Source organism: Sphingomonas sp. RB1R13 (assembly GCF_036663775.1).
GTDB lineage: Bacteria > Pseudomonadota > Alphaproteobacteria > Sphingomonadales > Sphingomonadaceae > Sphingomicrobium.
In genome coordinates this window covers 389,358-408,454 of sequence record NZ_JAXOJM010000003.1, presented here as the reverse complement: position 1 = coordinate 408,454, position 19,097 = coordinate 389,358, and the positions used below count along the sequence as shown (strand labels likewise).

General features: G+C 65.3%; 22 protein-coding genes. 10 read left to right on the top strand and 12 right to left on the bottom strand.

Going from position 1 to position 19,097, the window contains the following annotated elements; genetic code table 11:
* Window positions 1-5: 5 nt before the first annotated feature.
* From U1700_RS11495 to U1700_RS11465, 7 genes are read right to left on the bottom strand one after another with little or no spacing between them, the layout of a single operon-like run.
* Window positions 6-1,235: a M16 family metallopeptidase gene (locus tag U1700_RS11495; RefSeq protein WP_332752793.1), complete on the bottom strand. Its 1,230-nt coding sequence runs from the start codon at window positions 1,233-1,235 to the stop codon at window positions 6-8.
* Window positions 1,232-1,876, bottom strand: coding sequence for an SURF1 family protein (locus tag U1700_RS11490; protein ID WP_332752792.1), 645 nt, complete (start codon window positions 1,874-1,876; stop codon window positions 1,232-1,234). Before U1700_RS11490 ends, U1700_RS11495 begins: the two co-directional genes overlap by 4 nt.
* The gene (locus U1700_RS11485) at window positions 1,876-2,238 is read right to left on the bottom strand and encodes a DUF983 domain-containing protein (protein ID WP_332752791.1); all 363 of its coding nucleotides are present in this window, start codon (window positions 2,236-2,238) and stop codon (window positions 1,876-1,878) included. Before U1700_RS11485 ends, U1700_RS11490 begins: the two co-directional genes overlap by 1 nt.
* Entirely contained in the window at window positions 2,235-3,047 is an 813-nt protein-coding gene (locus tag U1700_RS11480; protein ID WP_332752790.1) for a cytochrome c oxidase subunit 3, read from the bottom strand. Before U1700_RS11480 ends, U1700_RS11485 begins: the two co-directional genes overlap by 4 nt.
* Before the next feature lie 32 nt (window positions 3,048-3,079).
* A complete protein-coding gene (locus tag U1700_RS11475) occupies window positions 3,080-3,637 on the bottom strand; it encodes a cytochrome c oxidase assembly protein (RefSeq protein WP_332752789.1) in 558 nt (185 codons plus the stop codon).
* Window positions 3,634-3,777: a hypothetical protein gene (locus tag U1700_RS11470; RefSeq protein ID WP_332752788.1), complete on the bottom strand. Its 144-nt coding sequence runs from the start codon at window positions 3,775-3,777 to the stop codon at window positions 3,634-3,636. Before U1700_RS11470 ends, U1700_RS11475 begins: the two co-directional genes overlap by 4 nt.
* A gap of 4 nt (window positions 3,778-3,781) precedes the next feature.
* A complete protein-coding gene (locus U1700_RS11465; RefSeq protein WP_332753009.1) occupies window positions 3,782-4,684 on the bottom strand; it encodes a heme o synthase in 903 nt (300 codons plus the stop codon).
* 206 nt (window positions 4,685-4,890) lie between these two features.
* Here U1700_RS11465 and U1700_RS11460 point away from each other — a divergent pair, with 206 nt between their 5' ends.
* Window positions 4,891-5,616 carry a Bax inhibitor-1/YccA family protein gene (locus tag U1700_RS11460; protein WP_443025938.1) on the top strand — a complete coding sequence of 242 codons (726 nt, stop codon included), beginning with the start codon at window positions 4,891-4,893 and terminating at the stop codon, window positions 5,614-5,616.
* Between the two features lie 139 nt (window positions 5,617-5,755).
* Window positions 5,756-6,622 carry a dienelactone hydrolase family protein gene (locus U1700_RS11455; RefSeq protein ID WP_332752787.1) on the top strand — a complete coding sequence of 289 codons (867 nt, stop codon included), beginning with the start codon at window positions 5,756-5,758 and terminating at the stop codon, window positions 6,620-6,622.
* On the opposite strand, the gene U1700_RS11450 is transcribed toward U1700_RS11455, so the two are convergent.
* The 4 genes from U1700_RS11450 to U1700_RS11435 all read right to left on the bottom strand — a co-directional run bounded on the left by U1700_RS11450 (window position 6,623) and on the right by U1700_RS11435 (window position 11,881).
* Window positions 6,623-7,258, bottom strand: coding sequence for a glutathione S-transferase family protein (locus U1700_RS11450; protein WP_332753007.1), 636 nt, complete (start codon window positions 7,256-7,258; stop codon window positions 6,623-6,625).
* Window positions 7,252-9,027: a M1 family metallopeptidase gene (locus tag U1700_RS11445; protein WP_332752786.1), complete on the bottom strand. Its 1,776-nt coding sequence runs from the start codon at window positions 9,025-9,027 to the stop codon at window positions 7,252-7,254. Before U1700_RS11445 ends, U1700_RS11450 begins: the two co-directional genes overlap by 7 nt.
* 121 nt (window positions 9,028-9,148) lie before the next feature.
* Window positions 9,149-11,530: an ATP-dependent Clp protease ATP-binding subunit ClpA gene (gene clpA / locus U1700_RS11440; RefSeq protein ID WP_332752785.1), complete on the bottom strand. Its 2,382-nt coding sequence runs from the start codon at window positions 11,528-11,530 to the stop codon at window positions 9,149-9,151.
* 102 nt (window positions 11,531-11,632) lie between these two features.
* Complete coding sequence (locus U1700_RS11435; protein WP_443025937.1) at window positions 11,633-11,881, bottom strand: DUF1192 domain-containing protein; 249 nt, start codon at window positions 11,879-11,881, stop codon at window positions 11,633-11,635.
* Between the two features lie 24 nt (window positions 11,882-11,905).
* On the opposite strand from U1700_RS11435, the gene U1700_RS11430 reads away from it, so the two are divergent.
* The 7 genes from U1700_RS11430 (at window position 11,906) to queA (ending at window position 17,154) form a co-directional block, all read left to right on the top strand.
* Window positions 11,906-12,904, top strand: a complete 999-nt coding sequence (locus U1700_RS11430; RefSeq protein WP_332752784.1) for an NAD(P)H-quinone oxidoreductase — start codon at window positions 11,906-11,908, stop codon at window positions 12,902-12,904.
* 93 nt (window positions 12,905-12,997) lie between these two features.
* The gene (locus tag U1700_RS11425; RefSeq protein ID WP_332752783.1) at window positions 12,998-13,711 is read left to right on the top strand and encodes a cell cycle transcriptional regulator TrcR; all 714 of its coding nucleotides are present in this window, start codon (window positions 12,998-13,000) and stop codon (window positions 13,709-13,711) included.
* Window positions 13,712-13,741: 30 nt separating this feature from the next.
* On the top strand, window positions 13,742-13,990 hold the full coding sequence (locus U1700_RS11420) for an exodeoxyribonuclease VII small subunit (protein WP_332752782.1): 249 nt from the start codon (window positions 13,742-13,744) through the stop codon (window positions 13,988-13,990).
* A complete protein-coding gene (locus U1700_RS11415) occupies window positions 13,980-14,894 on the top strand; it encodes a polyprenyl synthetase family protein (protein WP_332752781.1) in 915 nt (304 codons plus the stop codon). Before U1700_RS11420 ends, U1700_RS11415 begins: the two co-directional genes overlap by 11 nt.
* Entirely contained in the window at window positions 14,894-15,382 is a 489-nt protein-coding gene (coaD, locus tag U1700_RS11410) for a pantetheine-phosphate adenylyltransferase (protein WP_332752780.1), read from the top strand. The genes U1700_RS11415 and coaD overlap by 1 nt, the downstream gene beginning before the upstream one ends.
* Before the next feature lie 21 nt (window positions 15,383-15,403).
* The gene (locus U1700_RS11405) at window positions 15,404-16,117 is read left to right on the top strand and encodes a peptidylprolyl isomerase (RefSeq protein ID WP_332752779.1); all 714 of its coding nucleotides are present in this window, start codon (window positions 15,404-15,406) and stop codon (window positions 16,115-16,117) included.
* Window positions 16,117-17,154: a tRNA preQ1(34) S-adenosylmethionine ribosyltransferase-isomerase QueA gene (gene queA, locus U1700_RS11400; protein WP_332752778.1), complete on the top strand. Its 1,038-nt coding sequence runs from the start codon at window positions 16,117-16,119 to the stop codon at window positions 17,152-17,154. Before U1700_RS11405 ends, queA begins: the two co-directional genes overlap by 1 nt.
* Here the strand turns inward: queA and U1700_RS11395 are convergent.
* A complete protein-coding gene (locus U1700_RS11395; RefSeq protein ID WP_332752777.1) occupies window positions 17,139-17,894 on the bottom strand; it encodes a TSUP family transporter in 756 nt (251 codons plus the stop codon). The genes queA and U1700_RS11395 overlap by 16 nt on opposite strands.
* A 48-nt stretch (window positions 17,895-17,942) precedes the next feature.
* Here U1700_RS11395 and tgt point away from each other — a divergent pair, with 48 nt between their 5' ends.
* On the top strand, window positions 17,943-19,082 hold the full coding sequence (gene tgt, locus U1700_RS11390; protein WP_332752776.1) for a tRNA guanosine(34) transglycosylase Tgt: 1,140 nt from the start codon (window positions 17,943-17,945) through the stop codon (window positions 19,080-19,082).
* Window positions 19,083-19,097 lie beyond the last annotated feature (15 nt).

Below are 19,097 nucleotides of genomic sequence, written 5' to 3'. Positions count from 1 at the left end.
CGATCCTACGCCGCGAGCGCCAGCTTGCTGCCGATCGAGGCGACCGCAACGGGACCGACATGCAGTGCTGCCCCGGCTGCCCGCGCCGCCGCCACGTCCACGGCGCGAAGCTCGGCGACGGCTTCCTCCTGAGAAACAATCCGCCCGAACACCTCGATCGACCGCGCGAGGTGATCGGCGCGCCCCGGCACCGTCTCCATGCTCATCAACAGCCCCGCCTCGATCTGCGCCCGTGCGCGGTCGAGCTCGGACTGGCTCAGATCCTCGGCGGCGCGGGCGACGATATCGCGCGCCAGCGCCATCGCCTCGCCCGCCTTCTTCGCGTCGGTCGCGCAATTGACCGCGAACAGGCCGGTGTCGCTATATCCTTGATTCCACGCATAAACCGAATAGGCGAGCCCGCGCTCCTCGCGCAGTTGCTGGAACAGGCGCGACGACATTCCGCCGCCGACCGCCTGGGTAAACAGTCCCAGCGCGGGCACGCGCGGATCGGTCGCCACTAGTCCTTCCATCGCAAAGCCCCAATGCGCTTGCTCGAACGCCCGCCGGTCGTGGCGCGCCCCGCCGACGAACTGGCCTGGCGCGACCACCGGCACCTGGCCCGGCTCCAGGTCGCCGAACAATCGCTCGGCCATCGCCACTATGTCGTCGGGATCGATCGCCCCGCTCGCCGCGATGACCAGCCGCTCAGGGCGATACTCGTCGGTCAGCCACGCAGTGCAGTCCGCCGCCGTCGCCGCGCGGATCGTCGGCTCGCGCCCCAGCACCGGCCGCGCGATCGGCTGGCGCCCGTACATGGCTTCGAACAGATGATCGTGAATCAAATCGTCGGGCTGGTCCATCGCCTCGCCCAGTTCGGACAGGATGACCAGCTTCTCGCGCTCCAACTCACCCTCGTCCATCTTCGGCGACCGCACCAGGTCGGCGATCAGCCCCAGCGCCAGCCCGACGTCCGCGCCCAGCACCCGCGCATGGAACGCTGTCTGGTCGCGCGCCGTCCACGCATTGAGTGATCCACCAACATCTTCAATACATTCGGCAATTGCCTTGGCATCGCGCCCGCCCGCTCCCTTGAACACCATATGCTCGACGAGGTGCGCCAGACCGCCAAGCCCCTCGATCTCGGACCGCGACCCGACGCTGGCATACAGCCCGACCGCCGCCGACTGCGCCCCCGCCATGGGGTCGGTCGCGACCGTCAGGCCGTTACCAAGCCGATGCAGCGAGGCGCTCATTTGCCGTTTGTTTCCGGCGGCTTGGCATCGGCCGATACCGTGTCCGATCGTGTCGCCTTGACCGGCAACCGCCGCAACGCGATCAGGTAGATGATCAGCGCCACGCCTGCGAACAGGAACCACTGCACCGCATAGCTTCGATGATTATTGGGGATCGACTCGACGCTCGGCGGGGAGGCGGGCTCGAGCCCCGGGGCGGCGCCGTCGGCAACCAAATGCATCCGCGTCACCGCGTCGGGCCCGATGATGCCGCTGACCGGCCCGCCCTTCCAGTTCGTCCCCGCCTTCGGATCCTTCGACCAGCCGATCACCACCGCAATCCCCGGCCCCTCCGCCCCGGTGCGGCAGTCGGCGACCACCGCGAACCCGGGCTCGCCCGATCGATTGCTACCCGCCACCGTCCGCCGCCCGACAACCTCCAGGCAATTGCCCGTGGCGTAGCGGTAGAGCGGCAGATCCTTGGTCGCGATCGGCAGGGTTGGGTAGGAGATGGGCGGCATCTTCGACGCCTGCGCATATTGCGCGATGATGCCGTCTTTCCACTGGGCCCGCTGCAGCTGCCAAAAGCCCAGCGCAACCATCGTCAGCACTGCGGCGCCAACAACCAGGCTGGCGATCAGAGGCAGGGGACGCTTGGCCATCATTCGACGATCTTTCCCTCGCGCGCGACTTGACGATATTCCTGGAAGATGAGCAGTGCCTTGCCGATGCGCAACCCGCCCACGGTCAGGCCAAGCCCGATCGGGACCCAGATCAGGTGCACCCAATAGGGCGGGCTCGCCGCCAGCTCGAGCCAGATTGCGCCCACCGTCAGGATCGCGCCGACGATCAGGATAAGGAACGCCGCGGCGCCGTCGCCGACGTTGAACGCTTCAAAATCGAGCCCGCACTTGGCGCATGTCTTGGCGAAAGCAATCGGTCCCGAAAACAGCGACGCTGCCCCGCATCGGGGACAAAGTCCCTTCAGCGCTGCGGCGGCCCTGCTCGGTGCTTCAAAGGTCAACCGTGAACCGGCGCGCCCCAGCCGCCCCAGACGTAGATGGTGACGAACAGGAACAGCCATACCACGTCGACGAAATGCCAGTACCAGGCTGCGGCTTCGAATCCGAAGTGCTGCTTCGGCGTAAAGTCACCCTTGTTGGCGCGGACCAGGCAGACGATCAGGAAGATCGTCCCGACGATGACGTGGAAGCCGTGAAAGCCCGTCGCCATGAAGAAGGTCGACCCATAGATGGATCCCTTGAAGGCGAACGGCGCATGGGCATATTCCCACGCCTGGATGCAGGTGAACAACAGGCCCAGTGCGATCGTGGCGGCCAGCCCAACCTTCAGCCCCTTGCGGTTGCCGTGGATCAGCGCGTGGTGGGCATAGGTCACCGTTGTTCCCGAACACAGCAGGATCAGCGTGTTGAGCAACGGGAAAGCGAACGGGTTGAGAACCTCGATCCCCTTGGGCGGCCAGTGCCCGCCGATCGCCGCGCTGGGGAACAGCGAGGCATCGAAGAAAGCCCAGAACCAGGCGACGAAGAACATCACTTCCGACGCGATGAACAGGATCATCCCATAGCGCAGGTGGAGCGACACAACCGGGGTGTGGAAACCCTGATGCGCTTCCTTGATGGTGTTCGACCACCAACTGTAGAAAGTCACCAGCACCATCGCCAGCCCGGCGAGGCAGACGAACTTGCCATAGGGATTGGCATGGAGCCACATGACCCCGCCGCCGGTCAGCGCGAGCGCTGAAAAGGCTCCGATGATCGGCCAGGGGTCTGGCGCCAGAATGTGATAGTCGTGGTTCTTGGAGCCGGCCATTCTCGTGTCCCTACAGTCTTATCGAACCGCCTCTAGCGATTGCTTGAAGCGGTTTCCACCGGGTAAAATGTGTAGCTGAGCGTGATTTCGTCGATGTCGCGAGTGTCGGGGTCGGTCTTGAGCTTGGGATCGACGAAGAAGATCACCGGCATGCGGACATGCTCGCCCGGCTTCAGCGTCTGTTCGGAGAAGCAGAAACAGGCGATCTTGTTGAAATATTTTCCGACCTGGGTCGGCGACACATTATACACCGCCTGGCCGGTGATTGTGCGCGCGGTAAGGTTGGTCGCGTCATAATAGATCTGGGTCTTGGCCCCCGGGCGGACGACGACTCGCTCCTGTTCGGGTTCGAATCGCCATGCCAGCTTGGGATCGACATTGGCGTCGAAGCGGACCGAAATTTGTCCCGCGACCGCGCCTGGAGCCTTGAGCGCGCGCCCGGTAGTCCCGTCGAACCCGGTCGCTTCGCAGAACACGCGGTACAGCGGCGACGCTGCAAAGGCGAGCCCGACCATCGCCGCCACGAACAGGGCGGCGAACAGCGCGACCCGCTTGTTGCGGGCGTCGAGCGAGACGGCGGGGGAGTTCACCAGTTGAGCTTGATCTTGGCCACGGAGATGGCAAACACCAGCGCGACAAATCCGAACAGTAGGGCCGCAGTGATCAGCGAGCGGTCGCGCTGCCGTTTGCGCAGCGCGGCGTTGGGGTCGATCGAGGGCAGGTCACTCATCAAATTACATCCCGATGGGCATCAGCCGGTCGGCGACGAGAGCCCCGAACAGCGCAAACAGATATACGATGGAATAGGCAAAAAGCTGCTTTTCGGGCTGCATTGCCGCAGTGTCGCGCGTACGATTTCGCAGCACGCGGAGCGCCATCGCGGCGAACACCAGGTTGAGCAGGATCGCCGCCATCCCGTAGACCAGCCCCGTCAGGCGGAGCACCCACGGTGCCATCGCCGCAGCGATCATCGGAATGGTGTAGAGCGCGATATGGCGGCGGGTTGAGGTGAACCCCGACACCACTGGCAGCATCGGCACCCCGGCGGCGGCATAATCACTCTTGATGAACAGCGACAGCGCCCAGAAATGTGGCGGGGTCCACAGGAAGATGATCGCGAACAGCAGGATCGGCAGCAGGGTCACGTCACCCGTCGCCGCAGCCCAACCGATCAGTGGCGGAAAAGCGCCTGCCGCCCCACCAATAACGATGTTCTGCGCGGTCCGGCGCTTCAGCCACACCGTATAGATCAACACATAGAAGAGGATCGACACCGCCAATATCCCAGCGGCGAGCACATTGGTCGCCAGCCCCATCAGCAGCACGGAGAAGGCGCCAAGCCCCACCCCGAAGTGGAGCGCCGCCTGCTTGTCCATCCGTTTGCCTGGCAGCGGTCGCCCCGCGGTGCGCTTCATCAGCGCGTCGAGATCGGCCTCATACCATTGGTTGAGCGCCGCCGCCGCGCCTGCGCCAAGCGCGATGCACAGCACGGCGGTGAAGGCCAGCACCAGCGGCAGGCGAACCGGCGCGACGATCAGTCCGCACAGCCCGGTAAAGACGACCAGCGTCATGACCCGCGGCTTGGTCAGCGCGAGCAGGTCGCGCCAATCTGCGGTCAAGGGCTCGGCTGCGGTCAGCGGCTGGCTGGGCGGGTCGACAAGATCGGGACTGATCACGGAGGCGCTCATAGGCAGTTGGCGGCGAAGAGGAAAGTCCCGCGATGGGCTATTGCACTCGGCTTGGCCCGCCCATGTCGGGTTTCTCTTGAAGCGGACCCCGATATTCCCGATATATGGCTCATACGGAGGCATGTCGTTGAGGCCCCTCCGGAAGAGGAGATGAAATGGAGAACCAGTTCGACCCGCGCATGACTGGCGCGAATACCGCTTCGGTGGGTGTTCCGACCGTCGCTCGTGATGCGGGCCTTCGGTCCTACATGCTGTCGGTTTACAACTACATGGCGTCGGGGGTGCTGCTCACCGGCGTCGTCGCGATGCTGTTCTTCACCTCGGGCATGGCCGAGCAGGTGCTGCGCACGCCGCTGCGCTACGTCATCATCTTTGCCCCACTGGTGATCGTGATGATCATGAGCTTTGGCCAGAATCGGATGTCGACCGCCAAGTTGCAGGCGTTGTTCTGGGGTTTTGCGTTCCTCATGGGCCTGTCGATGTCGTCGATCTTCCTTGTCTACACCGGCACCTCGATCGCGCAGACCTTCTTCGCGGTCGCGGCGGGTTTCATGGCGCTGAGCCTTTACGGCTACACCACCAAGAAGGATTTGTCGGGCTTCGGCACTTTCCTGATCATGGGCGTGGTCGGGATCCTGGTCGCGATGATCGCCAACATGTTCATCAAGTCGAGCGCGCTCGGCCTGGCGATCTCGGCGATCGGCGTGCTGCTGTTCGCGGGCCTCACCGCCTACGATACGCAGAAGATCAAGAGCATGTACGCCTATGTTGCGGGCACAGACATGATGGGCAAGACGGCGATAATGGGCGCACTGACGCTCTATCTCGACTTCATCAACATGTTCCAGTTCCTGCTGAGCTTCATGGGCAACCGCCGTTAAGGCGTCAGCCTGAGACAAGAGAAAGGGGCCCGGCGGAGTGATCCGTCGGGCCTTTTTCGTTACCGGGTGCAAAGCGAGTTGAACCCATCCATGAGGTTGGGAAGTTTGTTCTTCGATCCGAGCGCAAGGAGACGGCCAGATGTGTGACCAGCATGACGACGAGCCTTTCATCGTCGACACCTCGCTGACCCGGCGCTCGGCGCTGCTCGCTCTGTCAGCGGTCGCCGCGACGACCGCGCTGCCCGACGCTGCGTTCGCCGCCCAGGTCGTCGAGACCGACGTGTTGGTCAAGACTGCCGACGGCTCGGCCGACGCGGCGCTGTTCCGCCCGGCGGGGCGTGGTACCTGGCCAGCGGTGCTGCTGTGGCCCGACATTTTGGGCTTGCGGCCGGTGTTTCGCGAGATGGGCCGCCGGCTTGCGGCGCGCGGCTATGTCGTGCTGGTGCCCAATCCCTTCTATCGCACGCGCCGGGCGCCGATCGTCACCGGGCCGTTCGATTTTGGAGACAAGGTCGCGATGGGCAAGCTCATGGTGCTCAAAGCCACGCTGACCGACGCCCGGATCGATGCCGACACCGGCGCCTTCCTCCACTTCCTTGATGCACAGCGGCAGGTCGATCGTCGCAAGGGCGCCGGCGTCCAGGGCTATTGTTTCAGCGGTCCGTTCGCCTTTCGCGCCGCGGCGCTTCGGCCTGACCGGATCCGGGCCGTCGCGACCTTCCATGGCGGTGGGCTGGTGAGCAAGGAGCCGGGCAGCCCGCACCTTCTTATTCCCAAATCGCGCGCCGCCTTCCTCGTCGCGATCGCCCAGAACGACGATCGCAACCAGCCCGATGCCAAGGACATCCTCAAGGCGAGCTTCGCCGCGGCCCGGCGACCCGCCACGGTCGAAGTCTATCCCGCCGACCATGGTTGGACCGTCGCCGGGAGCCAGGCCTATAACGAGCCTGCGGCAGAGCGCGCCTGGGCCGAACTGTTGCGACTTTATCGCGCCAATCTTCGCTGATCAGCCGGGCGATGTCGCCTGCATTGCGGCTGCGGCTTCTTCGTCTATCTGCTTGCCCCGGCGGTACGCGTCGCGGTCGGTCACGCTGGCAACATAGGCCGCGAAGGCAGGCCGTGGTTCCAGCAGCCCGAACATCATCATGAAGCCGATCTGCGACCCTACCACGACGTCCGCCGCGCTGAACCTGTCCCCGGCGATGAAGCGCTTGCCCGTCACCGCTATTTCCAGCGTGTCGACCGCGCGATCGAACGTTCCATAGCCGAACATCGCCTGCTTGCCCGCCTCGGGCTCCCACCCGGCCGACTTGTTGGTGAACGCCGCCTCGATCGGCCCCGCGGCGAACATCGTCCAGCGATAATAATCGGCCCGATCCCCCATCGCCGGCGCTAGCCCCGCATCGGGGAAAGCGTCCGCCAGATACAGGCAGATCGCGGCGACTTCGGTCACGACCTTGCCGTCATGGACGATCGCCGGGATCTTCTGCATCGGGTTGATCGCCTTGTAGGCATCCCCCTGCAACGTACCGCCATAGGTCAGGATCTCGGTCTCGTACGGCTGCCCGACCTCTTCCAGCATCCACCGCACGATCTGTCCGCGCGACTGGGGATTGGTGTAGAATGTGAGCTCGCTCATGATTTTCCTCCTGCTGCCTTGGTCTTGGCCGCATCGGTAAAGTCCCGGAAGCGGTCCATCTCGTCCGACTGGCGAAGCAGCTTGCCTTGCGGATCGATCGTCACGTGCGCCCTTGGCGACGGCAGCGTCAACTCACCCTTGCCCCCCGTCATCGCCACCGTCTGCACCGTGCCGTCGATCGCCACTTCGACCGGCAACGGAAAGGGCAAGCCGCGCGGGGTACGCCACTGCAGGGTCAGCCGATTGCCGTCGCGCCGGTCGACCAGCAGCGGCAGCTTCGCCTGCCTCAGATAGACGTCGAAAAACCAGCCAAGGTCGCGCCCGCTCTCCTGGTTCACGATCCCGACAAACTCGTTGGTTGATCCGAACCGCGGCTTGAAATTGCGCGGCGCCGGGTCGACCCGGCCATAGACTTCACGCTTTACCGAGCGGAAGAATGCCGCATCGCCGATCACCCCGCGAAGCGTGTGGAGCACCCAGGCCCCCTTGTTATAGATGTCCAGCCCCGGCCCGGTCGCCGGGTTATAGACCTGCGCTTCGGTGCGGTGCGCCCCCGATACGATCGGATGGCGGTTCATGATCGTGCCCCGGATCTTCCACAGCCACGCGTCGTACGGAATCCGCCCACCGCGCCATTCCGAATAAAGCGGCTGCATATAGGTGCCGAACCCCTCGTGCAGCCACATGTCGTCCCAGTCGGCGTTGGTCAGCTGATTGCCGAACCACTCATGGCTGAACTCATGCTGGAACAGCCAGTCAAAGCCCTCGGGCGCCTGTTTATAGGCGTTGCCATAGGCGTTGATCGTCTGATGCTCCATGCCGAGGTGGGGGGTCTCGACCACTCCGAGCTTTTCGGTACCAAACGGGTAAGGCCCGATCATCTCCTCGAAGAAATCGAGCGTCGGGGCGAATTCGGAAAACAGCGTTTTGGCCTGCTTCTCCTCGCCCGGCAAATACCAGTAATCCATCGCGATGCGGTTGCCGAAGCGGCTGGCATAGCTGCCGCTGACCACGCGATAGGGCGCGACATTGAGCGCGATTGCGTAATTATTGGGATGCTCGGTGTGCCAGTTATAGGTCGGCCGCCCGTCGCCACCCTGGGTCACGCTGACCAGCCGCCCGTTCGACGGCGCCACCAGCCCGTGGGGCACGGTGATGTGCAGATCGACCGTCCCGACTTCGACCATGCTGTTGTCGAAGCACGGCCAGAACAGGTCGCAGCCCTCGCCCTCGACCGCGGTCGCCACCCACGGCGCCCCCGCCGGGGTCCGGCTCCACACAAAGCCCCCGTCCCACGGCGCCTTCTTCGCGACATGCGGCCGCCCGGCATAAGTGATCGCGAGGGTCAGCGTCTCACCCGGTTGCGCCGTCCGGCCCAGGTCGACCGTCACGCGCCCGTCGGGATTGCGCCAGCGATCGCTACCCAGCGCCTGCCCGTTTAGCGACAGGCTCGATATCGGCAGCTCGCGGTCGAGGTCGAACTGGATGCGGGCAATCGGCTTGCCGACGACTAGCGTGAGCACCGCCTTGCCCGCGATCGCCCGCCGGTCGGGAAACACTTCGAACGACAGGTTAGCGTGGCGAAACTCGACCGACCTCTGCTCGACGGTCAGCGGCAGGCCCGAGGCCAGCGTGTCCTTCGACGCTCCCCCGATATCGCGCGGCGTCCGCACCGCCATCACTCCCACCAGCGCCAACGCCGCCACCAGCAGTGCCGCGAGCAACATCACCCACGGAGATGTGCGATGCGACGGGGATACGTCATCGTTCATCGACAAAGCGCCACCACCAACGCCAACTTTGCCTCACGCATGACCATCCCCTTCGAACGGGACGATCATGCGCAGGACGACGCGCGGCGCAAGGGGGGGGCTCACGTCGCGACCGATTAGCCTACTCTGCCCCTTCATCCCCACTCGCCACCGGCTCGCTCTCCGTCAACGCCTCCGGCTTGGCCTTCCCGGCACCCTTCAACTTCCCCTTCGTCCCCTTCGGCTTGACCGCCTTGGGCGGCGCCGAGACGATCTCGAACACCGGCTGATTGTCCTTGATGCGGACCTTGACTTCGCCGCCGTGGACCAGCTTGCCGAACAATAATTCCTCGGCGAGCGGCTGCTTGATCTTCTCCTGCACCAATCGCCCCATCGGCCGCGCGCCGTACAATTTGTCATACCCGCGGGTCGTCAGCCACTCGCGGGCCTCGTCGTCCAATTCGATGTGGACGTTGCGGTCGGCGAGCTGGAGTTCGAGCTGGAGGATGAACTTGTCGACCACCCGCGCCACCACCGCCGGCGGCAGATAGGCAAACGGCACCACCGCATCCAGCCGGTTGCGGAATTCGGGCGTGAACATCTTCTTGATCGCGTCCTCCTGGACGTCCTCGCGGCTGCTCGCGCCAAACCCGATCCCCTCGCGCGCCATGTCGGATGCCCCGGCATTGGTCGTCATGATCAGGATGGTGTTGCGGAAATCGACCGTCTTGCCGTGATGATCGGTCAGCTTGCCGTTATCCATCACCTGCAACAGGATGTTGAACAGATCAGGGTGCGCCTTCTCGATCTCGTCGAGCAGCAGCACCGAATGCGGCTGCTGGTCGACCGCGTCGGTGAGCAGCCCGCCCTGGTCATAGCCGACATAGCCCGGGGGCGCGCCGATCAGCCGGCTGACCGAGTGGCGCTCCATATATTCGGACATGTCGAACCGCTGCAGCGGGATGCCGAGCACCATTGCGAGCTGGCGCGCGACCTCGGTCTTGCCGACCCCGGTGGGGCCCGAGAAGAGGTAGTTGCCGATCGGCTTGTCGGGTTCGCGCAGGCCCGCCCGGCTGAGCTTGATCGCCGAGGCCAATTTCTCGATCGCCATGTCCTGCCCGAACACGACCCGCTTGAGGTCAGTCTCCAGGTTCTGGAGCGTGGCCTTGTCGTCGCTCGACACGGATTTCGGCGGGATCCGCGCCATCGTCGCCACGACCTGTTCGATTTCCTTTGCCGTGATCACTTTCTTGCGTCGCGACGGCGGGACCAGCATTTGCATCGCGCCGACCTCGTCGATCACGTCGATCGCCTTGTCGGGCAGCTTGCGGTCATGGATGTAGCGCGCCGAAAGCTCGACCGCCGACTTGATCGCGTCGGGGGTGTAGCGGACGCTGTGATGAGCCTCGAACGCCGATCGAAGCCCGGCGATAATCTTGATCGTGTCCTCGATCGTCGGCTCGTTGACGTCTATCTTCTGGAACCGGCGAAGCAGCGCGCGGTCCTTTTCGAAGTGGTTGCGGAACTCCTTGTAAGTGGTCGACCCGATGCAGCGGATCGCCCCCGACGACAGCGCCGGCTTGAGCAGGTTCGACGCGTCCATCGCCCCGCCGCTGGTCGCGCCGGCGCCGATCACCGTGTGGATCTCGTCGATGAACAGGATCGCGTCGGGCATTTTCTCCAACTCGGTCACAACCGACTTCAGCCGCTCCTCGAAGTCCCCGCGATAGCGGGTGCCGGCCAGCAGCGCGCCCATGTCGAGCGAGTAGATGACGGCGGGCAGCAGCACGTCGGGCACATCGCCCTCAACGATCTTGCGCGCCAGCCCCTCGGCGATGGCGGTCTTGCCGACGCCCGGATCACCGACATAGAGCGGGTTGTTCTTCGACCGGCGGCACAGGATCTGGACCGTCCGGTCGACTTCGGCGTTGCGTCCGATCAGCGGGTCGATCTTGCCCGTCTTCGCCTTGTCGTTGAGGTTGACCGTGAACTGGGCAAGCGCACTTTCCTTCTTGCCGTCGCTCTTGCCCTCGTTCTTCTCCTCGGGCACCGCGCCCGTCGGCGGGGTCGCCTCGCCCGGAGCATCGCCCTTGCCGACGCCGTGGCTGATGTAGGTTACGGCATCCAGTCGGCTCATGTCCTGCTGCTGCAAAAAGTAAACCGCATAGCTTTCCCGCTCGGAAAACAGTGCGACCAGCACATTGCCCCCGGTCACTTCGTCGCGTCCCGACGACTGGACATGCAGGATCGCGCGCTGGATCACCCGCTGGAACCCGCTCGTCGGGGTCGGGTCGGTCGCCGAATCGGCCACCAGCGCGCCCAGCTCATTGTCGAGGTAATTCTTCACAGTCCCGCGCAAATCGTCGCGGCTGACCCCGCACGCGGTCATCACCTTCGACGCATGCTCGTCGTCGATCAGCGCCATCAGCAGATGTTCCAGCGTCGCATATTCGTGGCGCCGCTTGGACGCTTCGCCAAGCGCGTTGTGCAGGGTCTTTTCAAGATCGCGGGCGAAACTGGGCATGGGGGCTCCTATGCCGCGCCGGGGATAGCTGCGGCGCTTGATGGGTATGTCGTAAGGTTGGACGCGCCAATCAAGGGCGCGGCGGCGTCAAACTGGGGCGGCCTATCGTTTCGCGAACAGCGCATCGGCGCTTGCCTTGTGGCGGGCGGTCTCGTCCATGTGCGCCCTGGTTCTCCCAATCTCGGCCTCGAGCGCCTCGATCCGCGCCTCCAGCTCGGCCACCGACAAGGGGCCGAGCTCCTGCCGGCCAAGCTCGGTCAGCGGATCGGCGGGCTTTCCCGAGAAGAGATCGTCGAGGTCCATCGCATCACCAGCGTTGACCCGGCGAGGCGCGCTGTCAATAAGCCGCACGACTTCAAAAAGGACCGTAACCGCGTGAGCGACATTCCCGCAACAATGACCGCGATCGAGATCAGCGAGCCCGGCGGCCCGCAAGTCCTCAAGCCCGTGACTCGTCCCGTGCCGACACCTGGCCCCGGCGAAGTTCTGATCAAGGTCGCCGCCGCGGGTATCAACCGCCCCGACGTGCTCCAGCGGATGGGCAATTACGCCCCCCCGCCCGGCGCCACCGACATCCCCGGGCTCGAGATTGCCGGTATCGTCGTCGCAGTCGGTGATTTTGCCGGTCCCCCGATCGGCAGCCGCGTGTGCGCCCTCGTCACGGGCGGCGGCTATGCCGAATATTGCCTGGCACCCAGTGGCACCTGCCTCTCTGTCCCCGAAGTCCTGCGCATGACCGAGGCTGCGGCCATGCCCGAGACCCTCTTCACCGTTTGGATCAACCTGTTCGAGCGGGGCTTTGCTGCCGACGGCGATACCGTCCTCGTCCATGGCGGGACCAGCGGCATCGGCACGATGGCGATCCTCCTCGGTAATCTCTTCGGGCTCGAGGTGATCGTCACCTGCGGCTCGGACGACAAATGCGCCGCCGCGGTCGAGCTCGGTGCGGCCCACGCCATCAATTACAAGGAAACCGATTTCGTCGATGCGGTCGATCGCTGGACCGAGGGCAGGGGGGTCGCGGTCGTTCTCGACATGGTCGGCGGCGACTATGTCCCGCGCAACCTCAAATGCCTCGCCGAAGAGGGCCGTCACGTCTCGATCGCGGTCCAGCGCGGTGCCAGCGCCGAAATCCCGCTGTTCGACCTGATGCGCCGCCGCCTGACCATGACCGGCTCGACGCTCCGCCCGCGCAACGTCGAATTCAAGACGATGGTCGCCGATGAACTCGCCAAGACCGTGTGGCCCTACGTCGAGGGCAACCGCCTGAAGCCGATCATCGACGCGACCTTCCCGCTGGCCGAAGCCGCCGCCGCGCACGAGCGCCTCGAAGCGGGAGACCATGTTGGCAAGATCGTGCTGACGATGGAGTAGCTAATGCTTGCCCTTGAAGACAGGCCGCACTAGACCGTTCCCACAACCAGGCCGCTCCGCAAGGGGCGGCCGTTTTCGTCTTTGGAGAAGATCGTGGCCCAGCCCCTCATGCCCCATGCGACCGCCGCCTGGCTGGTCGACAACAGCGCGCTGTCGTTTGAGCAGATCGCGGAATTCTGCGGCCTCCACATCCTCGAGATCCAGGCCATCGCAGACGACACCGCCGCGACCAAGCTGACCGGGCGCGATCCGATCCGCGCCGGCGAGCTCAACCGTGACGAAATCGAGCGCGGCCAAGCCGACCCCGAATACCGCCTCAAGATGATCAAGGAGCCCGATCCCGTCCGCCGGACCAAGGGCCCACGCTACACCCCGGTGTCGAAGCGCCAGGACAAGCCCGACGGCATCGCCTGGATCCTGCGCAACCATCCTGAAGTTACCGACGGTGCGATCGGCAAGCTGATCGGCACGACCCGCACGACCATTGCCGCGCTGCGCGACCGGACCCACTGGAACATGACCAATATCCAGCCCAAGGATCCGGTCACGCTCGGCCTGACCACCCAGCGCGAGCTTGACGCTGCCGTCGCCAAGGCTGCCAAGGCCGCCGGCCTCGCCGCGCCAACCGACACCCGCCTCGAAGGCGACCGCGCCGCGCTGATCGAGGAGCTTCGTGCCGAGCGCGAGCAGCACCACCGCGATGCCGAGGCTGCGCTGGCCTATGCCGAAGCTGGCGAGCCCGATACCTCGGACGAAATCGTGCCGGGGATCAAAGATCCCTTCAAGAAGCCTACCGCGGCGGCTTGAAACTCGCTCCGCGCCGGGACAGTGTAGCTTATGGCCGATGATTCAACCCCGCTTGATGGACATAGTTTCGAGGCGGCGCTGGCCGAACTCGAGACAATCGTCCGAACGCTCGAACGCGGCGAGGCACCGCTCGACCAGTCGATCGAGCTGTACCAGCGCGGCGATGCGCTGAAACGCCATTGCGAGGCACGGCTGAAATCGGCGCAGGCGCGGATCGAGCAGATCAGCATCGGCCCCGACGGCAAGCCTGACGGCACCAAGCCCTTCGATGGCGACTGACGTCATGATGCCCTTGGCGGTCGATCTCGATGCCGAGGCCGCCTCGGTTTCGGGCGAGGTCGACACGCTTTTCGCGGGACTTCTCCGCCTACCGGGGGACGGCCGCGACCGGCTCTACTCGGCTATGGCCCATGCCGCGATCGGCGGGGGCAAGCGCCTTCGCCCGCTGCTCACCGTCGCTGCCGCCCGCCTGTTCGGGATCGACCGCGACCGCGCGCTGCGGGTCGGCGCCGCGATCGAGGCGATCCACGTCTATTCGCTGATCCACGACGACTTGCCGTGCATGGACGACGATGACCTGCGCCGCGGCAAGCCGACCGTCCACAAAGCCTATGACGAAGCCACCGCAGTCCTCGCCGGTGACAGCCTCCACGCCTTGGCGTTCGAAATCCTCGCCGACCCGCGCACCTCGGAAAACCCCGTGGTTCGCGCCGAACTGACAATCGACCTTGCCCGGGCCTCGGGCCGCGACGGCATGGCCGGGGGACAGATGATGGACCTCGCCGCCGAGGGCGCGTCGCTCGACATCGGCGGCATCACGCGCCTCCAGCAACTCAAGACCGGCGCGCTGATCGAACATGCGGTCGAGGCGGCGTGCATCATGGCGGGCGTCGATCCCCACGCCCGCACTCCCTATCGTGGCTATGCCCGCAACGTCGGCCTCGCCTTCCAGATCGCCGACGATCTGATCGACCATGGCGGCGACGAAGCCACTGCCGGCAAGCGCGTCGGCAAGGATGCCGCGGCGGGCAAGGCGACCTTCGTCTCGTTGATGGGCGAGGAGCGCGCCCGCGCCCAGGCGTCGATGCTGGTCGATCAGGCGATCGAGCATCTTGGCCATCACGGCGCCGAGGCCGACCTGCTCCGCGCCATCGCCCGTTTTGCCGTCGAAAGGGATCACTGATGCGTATCGGCGTTTATCCGGGCACCTTCGACCCGATCACTTTGGGGCATATCGACATCATCAAGCGCGGCGCGCAGATCGTCGACAAGCTCGTCATCGGGGTCACGACCAACCCGTCGAAATCTCCGATGTTCTCGGTCGAAGAACGGCTCTCCATGGTCCGGCGCGAAGTCGCCGCGCTCGGCAGTGACATCGGCGTCGTCGACTTCGATTCCCTGCTGATGGACTTTGCCGAGCGCGAGGGCGCCAAGATCATCATCCGCGGGCTGCGCGCCGTCGCCGACTTCGAATATGAATATCAGATGGCGGGCATGAACCAGCAGCTCAACGACCGTATCGAAACGGTCTTCCTGATGGCCGACGTTTGCCTTCAACCGATCGCGTCACGGCTGGTTAAGGAAATCGCGCGCTATGGCGGCGCGATCGACAAATTCGTGACGCCGGCGGTTGCTGCCGACGTCAAATCGCATCTGGCGGCGGCGCATTAAGCCATTGCCTCAGGAGGAAATATGAACCGCTTCACGATGATTCTGCCGCTCACGGCGCTGGCTGTCCTCGCCGCTTCGCCGGTTGATGCCAGGCGCAAGCCGGCCACCGCCAAGCCCACGACGTCCAAGCCGGCGCCGACGAAGGCGACCAAGGTCAAGAAAGTTTCGTCGAAGGCCATCGCCAAGGCTGCCCGCTTTGCCGCCGATCCGGTCGTGCCGATCATCGCCCCCGCCGCGGTCGTCGCCGATCCCGCCAACCGGCTGGTCCTCGATCTGTCGAACGGCGGTCATGTCGTGATCCAGCTGCGCCCCGACGTCGCCCCGCTCGCCGTCCACCGCATCCAGGCGCTTGCCCAGCAGCATTTCTACGACGGGCTGAGATTCCACCGCGTGATCCCCGGCTTCATGGCCCAGGGTGGCGATCCCAAGGGTGACGGCACCGGCGGCTCGCCACTTCCCGACCTCAAGGCCGAGTTCAACGAACTGCCCCACCTGCGCGGCTCGGTCGCCATGGCCCGTGCCGAAAGCAACGACAGCGCCAACAGCCAATTTTACATCATGTTCATGCCCAAGGCCACGCTCGACCATAAATATACCGTGGTCGGCCGGGTCATCGAAGGCATGGGCGCAGTCGACTCGATCGCCCCCGGTGAGCCGCCCGAAGCGCCGACGACGATCGTCCGTGCGACGCTCGCCGGACCGGCCGACGTCGCCGAGGTGCTCGGCGCCCGCTGATGCGGGTCGACCTGTTCGATTTCGACCTGCCGCCCGAACGGATCGCGCTTCGCCCCGCAAGGCCGCGGGATTCGGCGCGGATGCTGTGTGTCAGCGGCACGACCATCGAGGACGCCACCGTCCGCGACCTGCCCTCGCGTCTCCGCCGCGGCGACGTGCTGGTCTTCAACGACACCCGCGTCATCCCCGCTCAGCTGGAGGGTCGGCGAGGGGCGGCGAAGATCGGCGCCACTCTCCACAAGCGCGCCGGCCCGCGCGACTGGTGGGCGTTCGTTCGCAACGCCAGGCGCGCCCGCCTCGGCGACACGATCGACTTCGGCCATGACGTCGCCGCCCGCGTTGCCGAAAAGGGCGATGACGGCGCGCTGCTGCTGTCGTTCTTTGGGGATGAGCCGGTCGAAACCTTGCTCCACCGCGCGGGCTCGATGCCGCTCCCGCCCTATATCGCCTCCAAGCGCGGCACCGACGCTGCCGACGCCGATGATTACCAGACGATGTTCGCTCGCGAACCGGGCGCCGTCGCCGCCCCGACCGCCTCGCTCCACTTCACCCCCGCGTTGCTCGCCGCGCTCGACGAGGCCGGGATCGGCCGCGAAACGCTCACCCTCCACGTCGGTGCGGGCACTTTCCTGCCGGTCAAGGTCGACGATACCGCCGACCACAAAATGCACGCCGAATGGGGCCGCATCGACGCCGCCACCGCCGACCGCCTCAACGCCGCGCGCGCCGCCGGGGGCCGCATCATCGCGGCGGGCACCACCTCGCTCCGCCTGCTCGAAAGCGCGTGCGGGGACGACGGCATCATCCGCGCCTTTGAAGGCGACACCGCCATTTTCATCACCCCGGGCGTGGCGTTCCGCGCGGTCGACGGGCTGATGACCAATTTTCACCTGCCCAAATCGACCCTGTTCATGCTGGTCTCGGCGCTGATGGGGCTCGATACGATGCAGGCAGCGTACAAGACCGCACTTGCACTCCAATACCGCTTCTACAGCTACGGCGACGCGAGCCTGCTCATTCCTCACCCCGAAAAATAGCTCCACAGCACGCGCGCCGTCAGCGCCAGGCTCAGCACGACCAGCAGCGGCCTGATTAGTTTTGCGCCATATTTCATCGCCGTATGGCTGCCCAGCCACCCCCCGCTCATCGATCCCAGCGCCATGCACAGCCCCAGCCCCCACCAGATCTTCCCACCAATCGCGAAGAAAACCACGCTCGCGACATTGCTCGTCAAGTTGAACAATTTGGTCTGAGCGGTCGCCCGTGTCAGCCCGACGCCGCGCAACGCTACCAGCGTCGTCGCGAAGAAGCTGCCCGTGCCCGGCCCGAAAAAGCCGTCGTAGAAACCGATAGACCCGGCGACGGGAACATAGTTTTTCGCGGTTAGTCGCTCGTGCGCGTCCTCGTCGCTCATTCGCGGTGACAGCACCGTGTAGCCCGCCATCACCAGCAGCAGCACCGGGATGAGCAGCCGCAGCGCATCGCCGGGCACCGCCTGAACCAGCAACACGCCCGCCGTCGCGCCGACGAACACTGCCGCCACCGTGCCCTTGTGCGCCCGCCAATCCACCAGTCCCTTTGCCGAATAGTTGCGAAAGGCCATCGCCGTGCCGAACATCGACTGAAGCTTGTTGGTCCCCAGCGTATTGAGCGGCGGCACCCCGGCGAACAGCAAGGCCGGCACCATGATCAGCCCGCCCCCGCCGGCAATCGCATCGATGAACCCCGCCAGCACGGCAACGGCGGTCAGCACGGGGTAAAGCCAGTGTTCGATCATCGTGCCGCCTGTAGCGAGGCCGCGCGCGAGCCGCTAGGAGCCGCGACCATGACCAGCGCCGCCGCACCCCGTTTCGACTTCACCATCGCCGCCACCGACGGCGCCGCGCGCACCGGCTCGATCAAAATGCAGCGCGGCGAAATCCGCACGCCCGCCTTCATGCCGGTTGGAACGGCGGCCACGGTCAAGGCGATGAAGCCTGCAGATGTGCGCGGTTCGGGCGCCGATATCTTGCTCGGTAACACCTACCACCTCATGCTTCGCCCCGGCGCCGAGCGAGTTGCCCGGCTCGGTGGCCTCCATCACTTCATGGGCTGGAACCGCCCGATCCTGACCGACAGCGGCGGCTATCAGGTGATGAGCCTGTCCGACCTCACGAAGATCACCGAAGAGGGGGTCAGCTTCAAGTCGCACCTCGACGGGTCGCGGCACATGCTCAGCCCCGAGCGGTCGATCGAGATCCAGCGGTTGCTGGGCTCGGACATCGTCATGCAGTTCGACCAGCTGGTCCCGTCCGATGCCGCGCCCGCGGTGCAGGTCGAGGCGATGGAGCGGTCGCTGCGCTGGGCCAGGCGGAGCCGCGATGAGTTCGACCGGGGAGGCGAACATGCCAAGGGGGCCGCGCTGTTCGGCATCCAGCAGGGAGTGCTCGACCGCGACCTCCGCGCGCGGTCAGCGGAAGGCCTGATCGACATCGGCTTCGATGGCTACGCCGTCGGCGGGCTTGCGGTGGGGGAGGGGCACGACGCAATGCTCGCCTGCCTCGATTTTGCGCCGGGCCAGCTTCCGGTCGACAAACCACGCTACCTGATGGGCGTCGGCAAGCCCGACGACATCGTCGAGGCAGTGCGGCGCGGGATCGACATGTTCGACTGCGTTCTCCCCACACGATCAGGGCGCACGGGGCAGGCGTTCACCCTCGACGGCCCGATCAACATCCGCAACGCAAAGTTCGCCGAGGACCGCGAACCGCTGGAACCCGGCTGCCCGTGCCCGACCTGCACCACCTATGAGCGCGCCTACGTCCACCACCTCGTCCGCTCGGCCGAGATTTTAGGGGCGATGCTGATGACCGAGCATAATCTGTGGTTTTACCAGCGGCTGATGCAGGGCATGCGGGACGCGATCGGGGAGGGGCAATTTGCGGGGTGGGGCAGCACCTTCCTCAACCGCTACCGCACCACCTAACCGTCGCCCCGGGCT

Bases quoted from the DNA above. Each gene is read 5' to 3' on its own strand.
- U1700_RS11495 (WP_332752793.1), bottom strand. From the start codon at position 1,235: ATGAGCGCCTCGCTGCATCGGCTTGGTAACGGCCTGACGGTCGCGACC.
- U1700_RS11490 (WP_332752792.1), bottom strand. From the start codon at position 1,876: ATGGCCAAGCGTCCCCTGCCTCTGATCGCCAGCCTGGTTGTTGGCGCC.
- U1700_RS11480 (WP_332752790.1), bottom strand. From the start codon at position 3,047: ATGGCCGGCTCCAAGAACCACGACTATCACATTCTGGCGCCAGACCCC.
- U1700_RS11470 (WP_332752788.1), bottom strand. From the start codon at position 3,777: ATGAGTGACCTGCCCTCGATCGACCCCAACGCCGCGCTGCGCAAACGG.
- U1700_RS11460 (WP_443025938.1), top strand. From the start codon at position 4,891: ATGGAGAACCAGTTCGACCCGCGCATGACTGGCGCGAATACCGCTTCG.
- U1700_RS11455 (WP_332752787.1), top strand. From the start codon at position 5,756: ATGTGTGACCAGCATGACGACGAGCCTTTCATCGTCGACACCTCGCTG.
- U1700_RS11445 (WP_332752786.1), bottom strand. From the start codon at position 9,027: ATGAACGATGACGTATCCCCGTCGCATCGCACATCTCCGTGGGTGATG.
- clpA (WP_332752785.1), bottom strand. From the start codon at position 11,530: ATGCCCAGTTTCGCCCGCGATCTTGAAAAGACCCTGCACAACGCGCTT.
- U1700_RS11420 (WP_332752782.1), top strand. From the start codon at position 13,742: ATGGCCGATGATTCAACCCCGCTTGATGGACATAGTTTCGAGGCGGCG.
- U1700_RS11415 (WP_332752781.1), top strand. From the start codon at position 13,980: ATGGCGACTGACGTCATGATGCCCTTGGCGGTCGATCTCGATGCCGAG.
- coaD (WP_332752780.1), top strand. From the start codon at position 14,894: ATGCGTATCGGCGTTTATCCGGGCACCTTCGACCCGATCACTTTGGGG.
- U1700_RS11405 (WP_332752779.1), top strand. From the start codon at position 15,404: ATGAACCGCTTCACGATGATTCTGCCGCTCACGGCGCTGGCTGTCCTC.
- queA (WP_332752778.1), top strand. From the start codon at position 16,117: ATGCGGGTCGACCTGTTCGATTTCGACCTGCCGCCCGAACGGATCGCG.
- U1700_RS11395 (WP_332752777.1), bottom strand. From the start codon at position 17,894: ATGATCGAACACTGGCTTTACCCCGTGCTGACCGCCGTTGCCGTGCTG.
- tgt (WP_332752776.1), top strand. From the start codon at position 17,943: ATGACCAGCGCCGCCGCACCCCGTTTCGACTTCACCATCGCCGCCACC.